1 protein-coding gene is annotated in these 15859 nt (G+C 76.2%); it reads right to left on the bottom strand.

The window, feature by feature from the left end:
* Window positions 1-29 precede the first annotated feature (29 nt).
* Window positions 30-15803: a type I polyketide synthase gene (locus tag ACZ6D7_RS31700; protein WP_469498205.1), complete on the bottom strand. Its 15774-nt coding sequence runs from the start codon at window positions 15801-15803 to the stop codon at window positions 30-32.
* Window positions 15804-15859: the final 56 nt, after the last annotated feature.

Below are 15859 nucleotides of genomic sequence, written 5' to 3' on the forward strand. Positions count from 1 at the left end.
CGGGCGCTGGGCTTGGGGCTGCGCGGTGGTCAGCCCCTTCCGAATTTCTTGTCGATGTAGTCGAAGAGTTCGTCGTCCGTGGCCTCGTCGAGTTCGTTCGACGCGGGTTCGCTCAGCGCCTCGGCGCGGGTCTCGCGCCATGCCGACAGCAGGGTCTGGAGTCGATCCGTGATGCTGTCGAGGGCGTCGTCGTCCAGCTCCGTGCCGGCGAGGACGTCCGGGGTGAGGGCGGTGAGCGCCGATTCGAGCCGTCCGATGTCCTCCAGGAGCGGGACGGCCGGCGCCGAGGGCGCGGGGGCCAGTTCGGTGAGCAGGTGGCGGGCGAGGACGGCCGGGGTGGGGAAGTCGAACACCAGGGTCGCGGGCAGCCGGTGGCCGGTGGCCGCGGTGAGCCGGTTGCGCAGCTCCACCGCGGTCAGCGAGTCGAAGCCGGCCTCCTTGAAGGACTGTCCTGCGCCGACGGCCTCCGGTCCGCCGTGGCCGAGGACGGTGGCGACATGGGTGCGTACGACGTCCAGCAGCACGCGCTCCCGCTCCTCCTCCGGCAGCCCCGCAAGCCGGTCGCGCAGGCTTCCGGTGCTGTCGGGTGCCTGTTCGTCCCGTGCCCGGGCGGTGCCCGGGAGAAGGTCGCGCAGGAGCGCGGGGAGTGCCGCCCCGGCCTCCCGGGCCTGGGCCCGCAGGGCGCCCAGCTCCAGACGGGCCGGTACCAGGACCGCCTCGGTGCGCTGGAGGGCGGTGTCGAACAGGGCCAGGCCGAAGTCGGCGGCCATCGGGTTGACTCCGCCGCGTGCCATACGGACGCGGTCGGCCTCGTCCAGCCGTCCGCCCATGCCCGCGCCCTCCGCCCACAGGCCCCAGGCCAGGGACTGCGCGGGCAGGCCCTGGGCCCTGCGGTGCCGGGCGAAGGCGTCCAGGAAGGCGTTGGCCGCCGCGTAGTTGGCCATGCCGGGGCTGCCGAAGGTCCCGGAGTAGGAGGAGTAGAGCACGAACGCCGACAGGTCCAGGGTCCTCGTCAGCTCGTGCAGGGCGAGCACGGCGTCGACCTTGGGACGCAGCACCCGGTCCAGCCCGTCGGGGGTCAGCGTGCCGATCACGCCGTCCTCGGTCACGCCCGCCGTGTGGATCACGGCGGTGAGCGGGTGGGCCTCGGGTACGCCCGCGAGGAGACGGCCGAGTGCGGCACGGTCGGCCACGTCGCAGGCGGCGACGGTCACCTGGGCGCCGAGTGCGGCGAGTTCCGCCCGGAGTTCGGGCATCCCGTCGCCGGCGGCGCCGCGCCGGGCGGCCAGGAGCAGGTGCCGGGCTTTGTGCTCGGTGACCAGGTGACGGGCCAGTGGACGGGCGAGGCCGCCCGTGGCGCCGGTGATCAGGACGGTGCCCTCGGGGTCGAGCGGCACAGGCGCGGTGGAGGGGGCCTGGGCTCCGGGCACGGCGTGGCCGGCCGGGGTTCCGGGTTCGGCGGAGCCCGCCCGGGCCAGCCGGGGTACCAGCACCCGGCCCGAGCGCAGGGCGAGTTGGGGCTCACCGGACGTCCGGGGCGGTGTCTCCCCCTGGCCCACGGCGGATCCGAGGGCCGCGTCGACGGCGTACGGCAGTCGCCGCCACGACTCCTGGTGCCCGTCCGTGTCGACGAGCAGGAACCGGTCCGGGTTCTCCGACTGCGCCGAGCGCACCAGGCCCCACACGGGGGCGCTCGGCAGGCCGGGCACGTCCTCCGTGGGGTCGGTGGACACCGCGCCTCGGGTCAGCACCACCAGCCGGGACTCGGCCAACCGCTCGTCGGCCAGCCAGTCCTGGAGCAGGGCGAGGGTGTGACGGGCGGTGGCGCGGGCGGCCTCGGCCGGGTCCGCACCGGCGGGCAGGGCCGGGAGCGGGGCGACGACGACCGGGGGAACCGGTGTGCCGCTCCCTCCGCTGCCTCCGCTCCTTCCGCTCTCGCCCGCCGCGCGCAGGGCGGCCAGGTCGGCGTACGTCGCGAAGCCGGCGCCCGCCGTGAGCAGGGCGTCGGCCACGTCGGCGTCCGGTGCTCCCAACAGGGCCCAGGCGCCGGTGGCGGTGGCGGTCTCGGGGAGCGGCGGCAGGGCCTTCCAGTCGAGCCGGAACAGCGCGTCGCCACTGCCCGCGCCGGGCAGCTGTGCCAGGGACACCGGTCGTGAGACCACCGCGTCGACCTCGGCCACCGGTGTCCCGTCGGTGTCCGTCACGGTCACCGCGAGGGTGTCGGGGCCGGCCGGGCGCAGGGTGACGCGCAGCGCGGTGGCCGTCGTCGGGGTGTGCACCCGGATGCCGCGCCAGGAGAACGGGCGGGTCGCCCGCATCTCCCCCGTCGGCTCGCCCATGAGCGCCTCGGCGGCGGCCGCCTGCAACGCCCCGTCGAGCAGGGCGGGGTGCAGGGTGAAGCCGTCGGCCGGGACGCCGTCGGGCAGCCGGACCTCGGCGAGGATCTCGGTGGCCTCGGAGGCGTGAGTGGCGTCGGAGGCGTGGGTGGCGTCGGACGGGCCGTCCGGTGCGGTTCGCCGCCAGACGGAGCGCAGTCCCTGGAAGGCGGGGCCGTACGCCACACCGGTCTCGGCCAGTCGCTCGTGGAAGCCGGTGAGAGGCACCGGTTCGGCGCCGGTGGGCGGCCAGGCGGTGGTGGTGCGCTCCGGGAGCGGTCCGGCGGCCGTCAGGGTCGCTTCGGCGTGCCGTGTCCAGGGTTCGGCGCCGTCCGCCCGGGAGTGCAGGGTCAGCGTCCGGCGTCCGCTCTCGTCCGGGCCCGTCACCGTGAGGCGCAGCGCCACGGCACCCGTCTCGGGCACCACCAGCGGTGCCTCCAGGGTGAGTTCCTCCACCTGCTCGTGGCCGGTCTCGCGGCCGGCCCGCAGCGCCAGCTCGGCGAACGCCGCGCCGGGCAGCAGGGCGGAGCCCATGACGAGGTGGTCCGCCAGCCACGGGTGGGTCGCCAGGGAGAGGCGGCCGGTGAGGACCAGGCCGTCGGAGCCGGGCAGGTCGAGGGCGGCGCCGAGCAGCGGGTGCCCGGTGGCGCCGAGGCCGAGACCCGCTGCGTCAACCGCCGGGCGGAGGGCGGCCTGCGGCCAGTACCGGCGGCGCTGGAACGGATAGGTCGGCAGCTCCACCCAGGGTGCGGACTCCACCCGGCCGGAGGTCTCGCGGAGTGCGGTCTCCCGGCGGGCGAACCGGCCGGCGAACACCGTGTCCCAGTCGGGCGTCGCCCCGCGTACCTGGGCCTCGGCCAGCGACCGCAGGAAGCGGTCCATGCCACCCTCGTCGCGTCGCAGCGAGCCGACCGCGTGGGCGTCGCATCCCAGGTCGTCGAAGCTCTCCTGGAGGCCGAGGGTGAGCACGGGGTGCGGGCTGGTCTCGACGAAGAGCCGGAAGTCGTCCTCCACCAGCCGACGGGTGGCCTGGTCGAGGCGGACCGGCTGCCGCAGGTTGGTGTACCAGTAGGCGGCGCCGAGTTCACGGGTGTCCAGCCAGTCGCCGGTGACCGTCGACAGGAACGGGACCTCACCGGCGCGCGGGGCGACCGGCGCCAGCGCGTCGAGGAGTTCGTCGCGCAGGGACTCCACCTGGGCGGAGTGGGAGGCGTAGTCCACCGGGATCCGGCGGGCCCGGATCTCCTCGGCCGCGCAGCCGGCCAGCAGCTCGTCGAGGGCCTCGGGCTCGCCGGAGACCACCACCGAGCCGGGGCCGTTCACCGCGGCGACCGACAGCCGTCCACCGTACGGCTCCAGACGGGCGGTCAGCTCATCGAGCGGCAGCGCCACCGACACCATGCCGCCGCGTCCGGAGAGCGCGCCCAGCGCCTTGCTGCGCAGGGCGACCACCCGGGCCGCATCCGGCAGCGACAGGGCACCGGCCACACAGGCGGCGGCTATCTCGCCCTGCGAGTGCCCCACCACGGCCGCGGGGCGCACCCCATGGGCCCGCCACAGTGCGGCCAGCGACACCATCACGGCGAACAGCAGCGGCTGGACGACGTCCACCCGCTCCAGCGGCGGAGTGCCGGGCACGCCGCGCAGCACGTCGGCGGGCGACCAGTCGACGTGCTCCTGGAGGGCGAGGGAGCATTCGGCGAACCGTTCCGCGAACACCGGGGAGGTGTCGAGGAGTTCGGTGGCCATGCCGGCCCACTGGGAGCCCTGGCCGGGGAAGACGAAGACGGTACGGCCGTCGGACTCGGCGGTCCCCTCCACCACGTCGGGATCGCTGTCGCCCCGGGAGAGCGCGGACAGTGCGCGCCGCACCCCGTCGGGGCCGTCGGCGAGCAGGACGGCCCGGTGCGCGAACGCGGCGCGGGAGGTGGCCAGGGCGTACCCGATGCCGGCGAGGTCGGCCTCCGGGTGGGCGTCCAGATGGGCGCGCAGCCGCACGGCCTGCTCACGCAGGGCACCGGGGCTCTTCGCCGACACGGGCCACGGCAGAAGGGCCGGGCGGGCGGCCGGTTCGACGTCCGTCGGGGCCGATTCGGCATCCGTGGCGGCCGGCTCCGGCGCCACGACGGCCGGCTCCGGCGCCTCTTCCAGGATCACGTGGGCGTTGGTGCCGCTCATGCCGAAGGACGAGACACCGGCCCGTCGGGGCCGTTCGGCCGCGGGCCACGGCGTGTGCTCGGTGAGCAGCGCCACCGCCCCCGCCGACCAGTCCACATGCGGCGACGGCTCGTCCACGTGCAACGTGCGCGGCAGCTCACCGTGCCGCATCGCCAGCACCATCTTGATCACACCCGCCACACCCGCAGCCGCCTGCGTATGACCGATGTTCGACTTCACCGAACCGAGCCACAACGGCCGGTCCCCCGCACGCTCCTGACCGTACGTCGCCAGCAACGCCTGCGCCTCGATCGGATCACCGAGCGTCGTCCCCGTACCGTGCGCCTCCACCGCATCCACATCCGCCGCACCGAGCCCGGCATTGGCCAGCGCCTGCCGGATCACCCGCTGCTGCGACGGACCGTTCGGCGCCGTCAGGCCATTGGACGCACCGTCCTGGTTGACCGCACTGCCGCGCAGCACGGCGAGCACCGGATGCCCGTTGCGCTCCGCGTCCGAGAGCCGCTCCACGAGCAGCATGCCGACGCCCTCACCCCAGCCGGTCCCGTCCGCAGCCGCCGCGAAGGGCTTGCAGCGGCCGTCCTGGGCGAGGCCGCGCTGACGGGAGAACTCGGTGAAGGGGCCGGGGGTGCTCATGATCGACACGCCGCCCGCCAGGGCGAGCGTGCACTCGCCCTGGCGCAGTGCCTGGGCCGCGAGGTGCAGGGCGACCAGCGAGGAGGAGCACGCGGTGTCCACGGTGACCGTGGGGCCCTCCAGGCCGAAGGTGTAGGCGAGCCGGCCGGAGACCACGCTGGCCGCGTTGCCGGTGGCCAGGTAGCCGCCGAGGTCCTCCGTGGAGTTCAGCAGGAGGCTCGCGTAGTCCTGGCCGTTGGATCCGACGTAGACGCCGGTGCGGCTGCCGCGCAGGGTGTCGGGGTCGATGCCGGCGCCCTCGAACGCCTCCCAGGACGTCTCCAGCAGGAGCCGCTGCTGCGGGTCCATCGCCAGCGCCTCGCGCGGGCTGATGCCGAAGAAGCCGGCGTCGAACTCCCCGGCGTCGTGGAGGAATCCGCCCTCGCGCACATAGCTGGTGCCGGGCTGTTCCGGGTCGGGGTCGAACAGCTTCTCCAGGTCCCAGCCGCGGTCGTCGGGGAAGGCGCCGATCGCGTCCACACCGTCGCGCAGCTGCCGCCACAGCTGCCGCGGGGAGCGTACGCCGCCGGGGAAGCGGCAGCTCATGGCGACGATCGCGAGCGGCTCGTCGTACGGCGTCGTGGCCGTGGCGGGCTCGCCGGGCGTGGCCGCGCGGTCGCCGAGGAGTTCCGTGAGGAGGTGGCGGGCCAGTTCGCGGGGCGTGGGATGGTCGAAGACGAGCGTGGCGGGCACGGCCAGGCCGGTGGCGGCGCCGAGCGCGTTGCGCAGCTCCAGCGCGGACAGCGAGTCGAAGCCCAGCTCGCGGAACGCGGTCCGGGCGGGTACGGCGTCCTTGGCGGCGTGTCCGAGCACGTGCGCCGCCTGTTCGCGCACCAGGTCCTGGACCAGCCGATGCCGTTCGTCGTCGCCGGGCAGTTCCGCCAGGCGCCGCACGAGTTCGGCGGCGCCGCCGGTCGTGGCGCGTGCCTCGCCGGTGGCGTCGATGCCGGGCAGGCCGGTGAGCAGCGTGCGCTGCCGGGGGTCCGTGAGCGGGGCGGCGAACCGGGCCCAGTCCACGTCGGCGACGACCAGGTGCGCCGCGTCCTGACCCCAGTACCGCTCCAGCACACCGAGCGCGGCGTCCGGGTCCATCGGGGTCACGCCGCCGCGCGCGAGACGCTGTGCGGTCTCCCGGGTCTGGGCCATTCCGGCGTCGGCCCAGGCGCCCCAGCCGAGGGAGAGGGCGGGCAGGCCGTCGGCCCGTCGCTGCTCCGCCAGCGCGTCCAGGAAGGCGTTCGCCGCCGCGTAGTTGGCCTGGCCGGCGCTGCCGACGGCTCCGGCGACCGAGGAGAACAGCACGAACGCCGTCAGGTCCAGGTCGCGGGTCTGCTCGTGCAGCTGCCAGGCCGCGTCGGCCTTGGCGCGCAGCACGGCAGCGAACCGGTCGGGCGTCAGCCCGTCCAGCACGCCGTCGTCCAGCACGCCGGCCGCGTGCAGGACGGCGGTCAGCGGCCGGTCGGCGGGGATCGCGGCCAGCAGCGCGGCCAGCGCGTCCGGGTCGGCCACGTCGCAGGCGGCCACGGTGATCTCGGCGCCGAGCGCGGTCAGTTCGTCCCGCAGCTCGGCCGCGCCCTCGGCGGCGAGGCCTCGTCGGCCGGCCAGCACCAGGTGCTCGGCGCCGTTGCGGACGAGCCACCGGGCGACCTGGGCGCCCAGCGCGCCGGTGCCTCCGGTGACCAGGACCGAGCCGGACAGCGAGGGCGCCGGTACCGGCCCCGCCGGCCGGGGCGCGCGCACCAGGCGTCGTACGAACACGCCGGACGGCCGCAGCGCCAGCTCGCTCTCCTCGCCCGGGTCCGCGAGGAGGCCCGCGAGGCGGGCCGCGCCGCGGTCGTCCAGGGTCTCGGGCAGGTCGATCAGCCCGCCCCAGCGGTCCGGGTGTTCCAGGGCGACGACCCGTCCGAGGCCCCACACCCGCGCCTGCCGCGCGGCGTAGGTCGGGTCCGCCGAGCCGGTCGACACCGCGCCGCGCGTCACGCACCACAGCGGGGCGGTGATCCCGGCGTCGCCCAGGGCCTGGACCAGTGTGAGCGTGTCCGCCGCCCCGCTCGCCTCGTCGGCGGCGAGCAGCGACAGCACGCCGTCGGCCGCCGGTCCGTCGAGCCCGGCCAGCCGCGCGGCCAGTGCGGTACGGCCGTCCGTGCCCGCCTCGACGGTGACCACGCGGGCGCCGTGCGCGCCGAGGGCGTCGGCCGCCGCGGTGGCCCACCGCGGCAGTTCGCCGCCGGCGGGGACCACGACCAGCCACCGGCCGGACAGGGCGGGGGCGGGGTGGTGGGCCGACGGCTGCCAGGTGATCCGGTGGAGCCAGGAGTCGGTGACGGACCGGGTGCGGCTGTGCTGCCGCCAGGAGGTCAGGGCCGGGAGCAGCGCGTCCAGCGAGGGCCGCTGTTCCTCGGCGACGGCCAGGGTGTCGGCTACGGCGGTCGCGTCGGCGCGCTCGACGGCGTCCCAGAACGCGGCCTCCGCCGGGTCCGTGGTGGGCGCGGGGTGCGCGTCGGCCGGTGCCTGCGGCCAGTACCGCCGGTGCTGGAAGGCGTAGGTGGGCAGCTCCGTGGCGGTGGCGCCCCGGTCGGCGAAGAACCGCGCCCAGTCCACGGGCACGCCCCGGGTGTGGACGCCGGCGAGGGCGCCGACCAGGGTCGGGGCCTCGGGGCGGCCCTCCCGCAGCAGCGGTACACATGTGACCTCGGCCGTGTCGGCCGGCGCCGCGTTCAGGGTCTCCTGGGCCAGGGCGGACAGCACGCCGTCCGGGCCCAGCTCGATCAGTGTGGTCACGCCCTGTCCGGTGAGCGCCCGTATGCCGTCGGCGAACCGGACCGGCCGGCGCACCTGGCGCACCCAGTAGTCGGGCGAGCACAGTTCCTCGGGCGTGGCGGGCTCCCCCGTCACGTTCGAGATCAGGCCGATCGCCGGCGGACGGAACGTCAGACCGGCGGCCACTTCGCGGAACTCGGCCAGCATCGGTTCCATACGGGCGGAGTGGAAGGCGTGCGAGACCGTCAGCCGCTTGGTCTTGCGGCCCTCGAACGCTGCCACCACCTGGGCCACGGCCTCCTCGTCGCCCGAGATCACCGTGGCCGACGGGCCGTTGACCGCGGCGATCGACACCCCGTCCACCAGGGCGGCCGCCACTTCCTCCTCGGTTGCCCGGACGGCCACCATCGCGCCGCCCTCGGGCAGCGCCTCCATGAGGCGGCCGCGCGCCGCCACCAGTGCGCAGGCGTCGTCCAGCGAGAGGACGCCCGCGACGTGGGCGGCGGACAGCTCGCCGATGGAGTGGCCGGCGAGCCAGTCCGGGGTCACGCCCCAGGACTCGACGAGCCGGTACAGCGCGACCTCCAGGGCGAACAGGGCCGCCTGTGTGTACACCGTCCGGTCGAGGGCGGCCGGGTCCTCGGCCACGACCTCGCGCAACGGGCGCTCCAGGCGCCCCTCGAAGCGCTCGTACACCTCGTCCAGGGCGCGGGCGAACGCGGGGAACGCCGCGTACAGTTCACCGCCCATGCCGGTGCGCTGGGCGCCCTGGCCGGTGAACAGGAAGCCGACCCGGCCCCGGCCGGCGGCCACGCCCCGGACCAGGCCGGGGGAGGTGCGTCCGGCGGCCAGCGCGGCCAGTCCGGCGAGCAGGTCGTCGCGGCTCTCGGCGACGATCGCCGCCCGGTGGTCGAGGCGGGCCCGGGACACGGCCAGGGACAGGCCGATGTCGGCGGGGCCGGTCTCCGGTGCCGTCCGCAGATGGGCGTGGAGCCGCTGCGCCTGGGCGCTCAGGGCGGCCTCGGTGCGGCCCGACAGCAGCCACGGCAGGGCGGGGCCCTCCGTCGCCGGCACGGCGGGCCGCGGCAGCGCGGCCGGTTCCGCGGGGGCCTGTTCCAGGATCGCGTGGGCGTTGGTGCCGCTGATGCCGAAGGAGGAGACGGCGGCGCGGCGCGGCCGGTCCACGGCGGGCCAGTCGCGTGCCTCCGTCAGCAGTTCCACCGCACCCGCCGACCAGTCCACCTGCCGCGACGGCTCGTCCACGTGCAGGGTGCGCGGCAGCACGCCGTGCCGCAGCGCCATCACCATCTTGATGACGCCCGCCACACCGGCGGCGGCCTGGGTGTGCCCGATGTTGGACTTCACCGAACCGAGCCACAGCGGCCGGTCGGCGTCGCGGCCCTGGCCGTAGGTGGCCAGCAGCGCCTGGGCCTCGATGGGGTCGCCGAGGGTGGTGCCGGTGCCGTGCGCCTCCATCGCGTCGACGTCCGTGGCCGTGAGTCCGGCGGCGTCCAGGGCCTGCCGGACGACCCGCTGCTGGGCGGGGCCGTTGGGCGCGGTCAGCCCGTTGGACGCGCCGTCCTGGTTGATCGCGCTGCCCCTGACCAGGGCAAGCACCTGGTGGCCGTGGCGGCGGGCGTCGGACAGCCGCTCCAGGAGGAGCAGGCCGACGCCCTCGGCGAGCCCGGTGCCGTCGGCGGCGTCGGCGAACGCCTTGACCCGGCCGTCGGCGGCCAGGCCGCGCTGCCGGGAGAACTCCACGAAGGTGGTGGGCGTGGCCATCACCGTCGCCCCGCCGGCCAGGGCGAGCGTGCACTCGCCGTTGCGCAGCGACTGCGCGGCCAGGTGCAGGGCGACCAACGACGAGGAGCACGCCGTGTCGACGGTCACCGCCGGGCCTTCGAGGCCGAAGGTGTACGCCAGCCGGCCGGAGGCCGCGCTGAGCGAGTTGCCGGTGCCCAGGTAGCCCTCGTCGCCGTCGACGGCGGAGGCGACCTGGGTGTCGTAGCCCTGGTACATGACGCCGGCGAAGACGCCGGTCCTGCTGCCCTTCAGCGTGCCGGCGTCGATGCCGGCCCGTTCGAAGACCTCCCAGGTGGTCTCCAGGAGGAGCCGCTGCTGGGGGTCCATGATGCCCGCCTCGCGCGGCGAGATGCCGAACAGGCCGGGGTCGAAGTGGCCGGCGTCGTAGAGGAATCCGCCCTCGGAGGTGGCGGAGGTGCCCGGCCGGTCGGGGTCGGCGTCGCGCAGCAGCCGCTCCAGGTCCCAGCCTCGGTCGGTGGGGAACGCGCCGATGCCCTCGGCGCCGTCCGCGACCAGGCGCCACAGGTCCTCGGGGGACCGTACGCCGCCGGGGAAGCGGCAGGCCATGCCGACGACGGCGATCGGCTCGTCGGCGCGGGCCGCGGCCGTCGCGGCGGATCGCTCGCCGGCCTCGGCGGGCCCCTGCGCGCCGAGGAGTTCGCCGCCCAGGTGGTGGGCCAGGCCCTCGGGGGTGGGGTAGTCGAAGACGAGGGTGGGGGGCAGGCGCAGACCGGTGGCGGTGCTCAGGCGGTTGCGGAGTTCCACCGCCGTCAGCGAGTCGAAGCCGAGGTCCTTGAACGCCTGGCCGGGTTCGACGGTGAGCGGTGAGGCGTGGCCGAGCACGGCCGCCACATGGGTGCGGACCAGGTCCTCCAGGGCGCGTGCCCGCTCCGCCGGAGGCAGTCCGGCCAGTCGGCGGGCCGCCTCCGGCAGCGCGCCGTCCGGGTGGGCGGCGGTCCGGGCCGCCGTCGGCCGGGCCGGGCGGTGGAGCAGTCCGCGCAGCAGGTGCGGCTGCTCGCCGTCGGGGAGCGCGGCCCGCATCCGGGCGGGGTCCAGGTGCATGGGGGCCAGTACGGCGTCGTCGAACCGGTCGGCCGGGTCGTGCCCGGCCAGGTCGTACAGGGCCATGCCCTCGACGGCCGACAGCGGGGCCATGCCGCGGCGCCGGATCCGGGCCAGTCCGGCCTCGTCGAGGCGGCCGATCATGTCGGAGTCGGCCAGGTCCCACAGGCCCCAGGCCAGCGACCGGGCGGGCAGTCCGGCCGCCCTGCGGTAGCCGGCGAGGGCGTCCAGGAAGGAGTTGGCCGCGGCGTAGGCGGCCTGTCCCGCGCCGCCCATGAGCCCGGCGGCGGAGGAGAACAGCACGAACGCCGACAGGTCGAGGTGCCGGGTGAGTTCGTGCAGATGCCAGGCGCCGTCGGCCTTGGGCCGCAGGACGCGGGCGAGCTGGTCCGGGTCGAGGGTGGCCAGCACGCCGTCGTCGAGGACGCCGGCGGTGTGCACGACGGCGGTCAGCGGGTGCTCGGCCGGGATCGCGGCCAGCAGCGCGGCGAGGGCTTCGCGGTCCGCGACGTCCACCGCCGCCACCCGCACCGAGGCGCCCAGCGCCTCCAGTTCGGCCGTCAGCTCCGCCGCGCCGGGCGCCGCCGGGCCCCGGCGACTGGTCAGCAGCAGGTGGCGTACGCCGTGTTCGGCCACGAGGTGGCGGGCGAGCACCTTGCCGAGCGCGCCGGTGCCGCCGGTGACCAGTACGGTGCCGTTCGCGTCGAGCGGCTCGGCGGGCTCGGCGTGCGCGCGGGGTGTGGCGCGGGCCAGCCGGGCGGCGAGGGCGGCGCCGTCGCGCACCGCGAGCTGCGGTTCGCCGGTGGCGAGCGCCGCCAGTGCCGCGTCGGGGGACGCGTCGTCGTCCAGGTCCACCAGGGCGAAGCGGCCCGGGTGTTCGGTCTGCGCGGAGCGCACCAGGCCCCACACCGCCGCGGCCACCGGGTCCGTCACCGCGTCCCCGGCCGTGGCGGCCACCGCGCCCCGGGTCACGACCACCAGCCGCGTGGCGGCGGTCGTCTCCTCGGCCGGCCAGGACCGCAGGAGCGTCAGCGCGTCGGTCACGGCCCGGTGGACGGCGTCGGCGCCGGGCCGCCCGCCCGCCACGGGTGCCAGGACGACGTCCGGCAGCGGGTCGCCGGACGCGGTCAGCTCGGCGGGCGTCCGGTACGTGCGGGCCCGGGCGAGCCCGTCCGGGAGCCCGGTCCCGTCGCCCAGTACGGCGTACGAGGCGGAGCCGGACGGCGTGGCGAGGGGCGTCCACTCCACGCGGAACAGCGAGCCGTGGGGTTCGCCGCCCAGCCGGGCCGGGTCCAGCGGGCGCAGGGTCAGCGACTCCACCGAGGCGACCGGTGCGCCCGAGACATCGCTCACCGCCAGCGACACGGCGTCCGTGCCCGACGGCGACAGCCGGACCCGCAGGGTCGAGGCGCCGGTGGCGTGGAGGGTCACGCCGGTCCAGGAGAACGGCAGCCGGACGCCGTCGCCGCCGGGCAGCAGGTCACCGGCGCCGATCGCGTGCAGGGCGCCGTCCAGCAGCGCGGGGTGGAGGCCGTAGCGCCCGGCGTCGGCCGCCGCGTCCCGCGGCAGCTCGACCTCGGCGGCCAGTCCGTCGTCGCACCGCCACACGGCGCGCAGGCCCTGGAACAGCGGGCCGTACTCCAGACCGGCGGCGGCGAACCGCTCGTACAGGCCGTCGAGCGGCACCGGCCGGGCGCCCGCGGGCGGCCAGAGCGCCGCGTCGGACACCACGGCGGGGGCCGGCCCGGTGCCCTCGGACAGGGCGCCCTCGGCGTGCAGGGTCCAGGGGTCCTCGGCGGCGGCGCCCGCCGGGCGGGAGTGCACGCTCAGCCTGCGGTGTCCGGTGGCGTCGGGCGCGCCGGCCAGCAGCTGGAGGTCGACCGGGGCGGACGCGGAGAGCACCAGCGGGGCGTGCAGGGTGAGTTCGGCGAGCCGGCCGCAGCCGACGCGGTCGCCCGCGTGGACCGCCAGCTCCACGAACGCGGTGCCGGGCAGCAGAACGGTGCCCGTGACCGCGTGGTCGGCGAGCCAGGGGTGGGTGGCCGGGGAGAGCCGTCCGGTCAGCAGGAAGCCGTTGCCGTCGGCCAGGGTGACCGCCGCGCCCAGCAGCGGGTGGTCGGCCGGGCCCAGGCCGAGACCGGCGGTGTCGCCGGGCCGCCCGGCCTCCTCCAGCCAGTAGCGCTCGTGCTGGAAGGCGTACGTGGGCAGTTCGGCGCGGCGGGTGCCGTACGCGGCGAACACGGTCGGCCAGTCGACCCGCACGCCCTGGGTGTGGGCCTCGGCGAGGGAGAGGAGGAGGCGCTCGGTGCCGCCCTCGCCGCGGCGCAGGGTGCCCAGCGCGGTGGCCGCGCCGTCGATGCCGGAGAGCACCTCCTGCATGCCCATGGTGAGGACGGGGTGCGGGCTGACCTCGACGAAGACCGGGCGGGCGCCCTGGCACAGGTGGCGTACGGCGTCCTCGAAACGGACGGTCCGGCGCAGGTTGCGGTACCAGTAGGCGGCGTCGAGCCCGGCGGTGTCGAGGGGTTCGCCGGTCACCGTCGAGCAGAACGTCACCCGCGCGGAGCGGGGCGCGATCGGCGCGAGTTCGGTCAGCAGCCGTTCCTCGACGGCCTCCACATGGGCGGAGTGGGAGGCGTAGTCCACGGCGACCCGGCGGGCGCGGACGCCCTGGGCCTCGCAGTCGGCGAGCAGTTCGTCCAGCGCCTGCGGGTCCCCGGAGACGACGACGGAGGCGGGCCCGTTGACGGCGGCGACGGAGAGCCGGTCCGCCCAGCGGGCGAGGCGCTGTTCCAGTTCGGCGACGGGCAGCGCCGCCGAGACCATGCCGCCCCGGCCTGACAGTTCGGTCAGGGCCTGGCTGCGCAGGGCGACGACCCGGGCCGCGTCCTGGAGCGTGAGGGCGCCGGCGACACAGGCGGCGGCGATCTCGCCCTGCGAGTGGCCGACGACGGCGGTCGGCCGGACGCCGTGCGCCTGCCAGACCTCGGCCAGCGACACCATCACGGCGAACAGCACCGGCTGGACCACGTCGACCCGGTCCAGGGACGGGGCGCCGGGCTCGCCGCGGACGACGTCCAGGAGCGACCAGTTTGTGAAGGGCGCCAGGGCGTCCGCGCACTCCCGCATCCGGGCGGCGAACACCTCGGAGGAGGCCAGCAGTTCGACGGCCATGCCGGCCCACTGGGAGCCCTGGCCGGGGAAGACGAAGACGACGTCCTCGGCGTGGCCGCCGGCCGTGCCGCGCACCACCGTGGGTGCCGCTCCGCCCTCGGCGAGGCTGTCCAGGCCCTGGAGCAGCCCGTCGCGGCCGGTGCCGACGACCACCGCGCGGTGTTCGAACAGTGCCCGCTCGGTGGCGAGCGAACGGCCCACGTCGGCCGGGCGCAGCCCGGGGTGGGCCCGCAGGTGCGCGGCGAGCCGGGCGGCCTGGTCCGTGAGGGCGGATTCGCTGCGGCCGGACAGGATCCAGGGCAGCGGGCCGTCGACCTCGTCCGCCGCCGCGTCCGATGCCGGTACCGATGCCGGTGCCGGTGCTTCTGCCGGTGCCGGTGCTTCTGCCGGTGCCGGCTCGGGCGCTTCGAGGATGACGTGGGCGTTGGTGCCGCTGACGCCGAACGAGGAGACACCGGCGCGGCGCGGAGCGCCGGTCTCCGGCCAGGGGGTGTTCTCGGTGAGCAGTTCGACGGCGCCCGCGGTCCAGTCGACCTCGGGGGTCGGCTCGTCGACGTGCAGGGTGCGGGGCAGCACGCCGTGCCGCATCGCCATCACCATCTTGATGACGCCCGCGACACCGGCGGCGGCCTGGGTGTGGCCGATGTTGGACTTCACCGAGCCCAGCCGCAGCGGCCGTCCGTCGGTGCGGTCCTGGCCGTAGGCGGCCAGCAGGGCCTGGGCCTCGATGGGGTCGCCGAGGCTGGTGCCGGTGCCGTGCGCCTCCACCGCGTCCACGTCGGCCGGGGTCAGCCGGGCGTCGGCCAGCGCCTGCCGGATCACCCGCTGCTGGGCGGGGCCGTTGGGGGCGGTGAGCCGACTGCTGGCGCCGTCCTGGTTGACGGCGGACCCACGCACCACGGCGAGCACGGGGTGCCCGTTGCGGCGGGCGTCGGAGAGCCGCTCCAGCAGGAGCATGCCGATGCCCTCGCCCCAGCCGGTGCCGTCCGCCGCGCCGGCGAACGGCTTGCACCGCCCGTCCGGGGCCAGCCCGCGCTGCCGGGAGAACTCCAGGAACGTGCTCGGCGAGGACATCACGGTCACGCCACCGGCCAGCGCGAGACCGCACTCGCCGTTGCGCAGCGCCTGGGCGGCCAGGTGCAGGGTGACCAGGGACGAGGAGCAGGCGGTGTCCACGGTCACGGCCGGCCCTTCGAGGCCGAGCGTGTAGGCGACCCGGCCGGAGGCGATGCTGCCCGCGCTGCCCTGGCTGAGGTAGCCCTCGAACTCCTCCGGGATGTCGTGCAGTCGGGCCAGGTAGTCGTGGTACATCACGCCCGCGAAGACGCCGGTACGGCTGCCGCGCACCGACCTGGGATCGATGCCGGCGTGCTCGAACGCCTCCCAGGCGCCTTCCAGCAGCAGCCGCTGCTGGGGGTCCATGGCCACCGCCTCGCGCGGCGAGATCCCGAAGAACGCGGCGTCGAACCCGGCCGCGTCGTGCAGGAAGCCGCCCTCCCTGACGTAGGAGGTGCCGGGGTTGTCCGGGTCGGGGTCGAACAGCCCGTCCAGGTCCCAGCCGCGGTCGGTGGGGAACGCCGAGACGGCGTCGGTGCCGGCGGACACCAGCCGCCACAGGTCGTCCGGGGAGTGGACGCCGCCGGGGAACCGGCAGCTCATCCCCACGATGGCGATGAGCTCCTGCTCGGCGGACTCGACCTCGCGCAGCCGCTGGCGCGTCTGGTGCAGGTCGGCGATGACCCGCTTGAGGTAGTCCCGAAGCTTCTGCTCGTTCTCCACGTGTCGTTCGCTCCTGGTGGCGTTCGGAAGGCGTTGGGGTTCGTTCGCCGGACGGG

This window comes from Streptomyces sp. NPDC041784 (genome assembly GCF_055591025.1).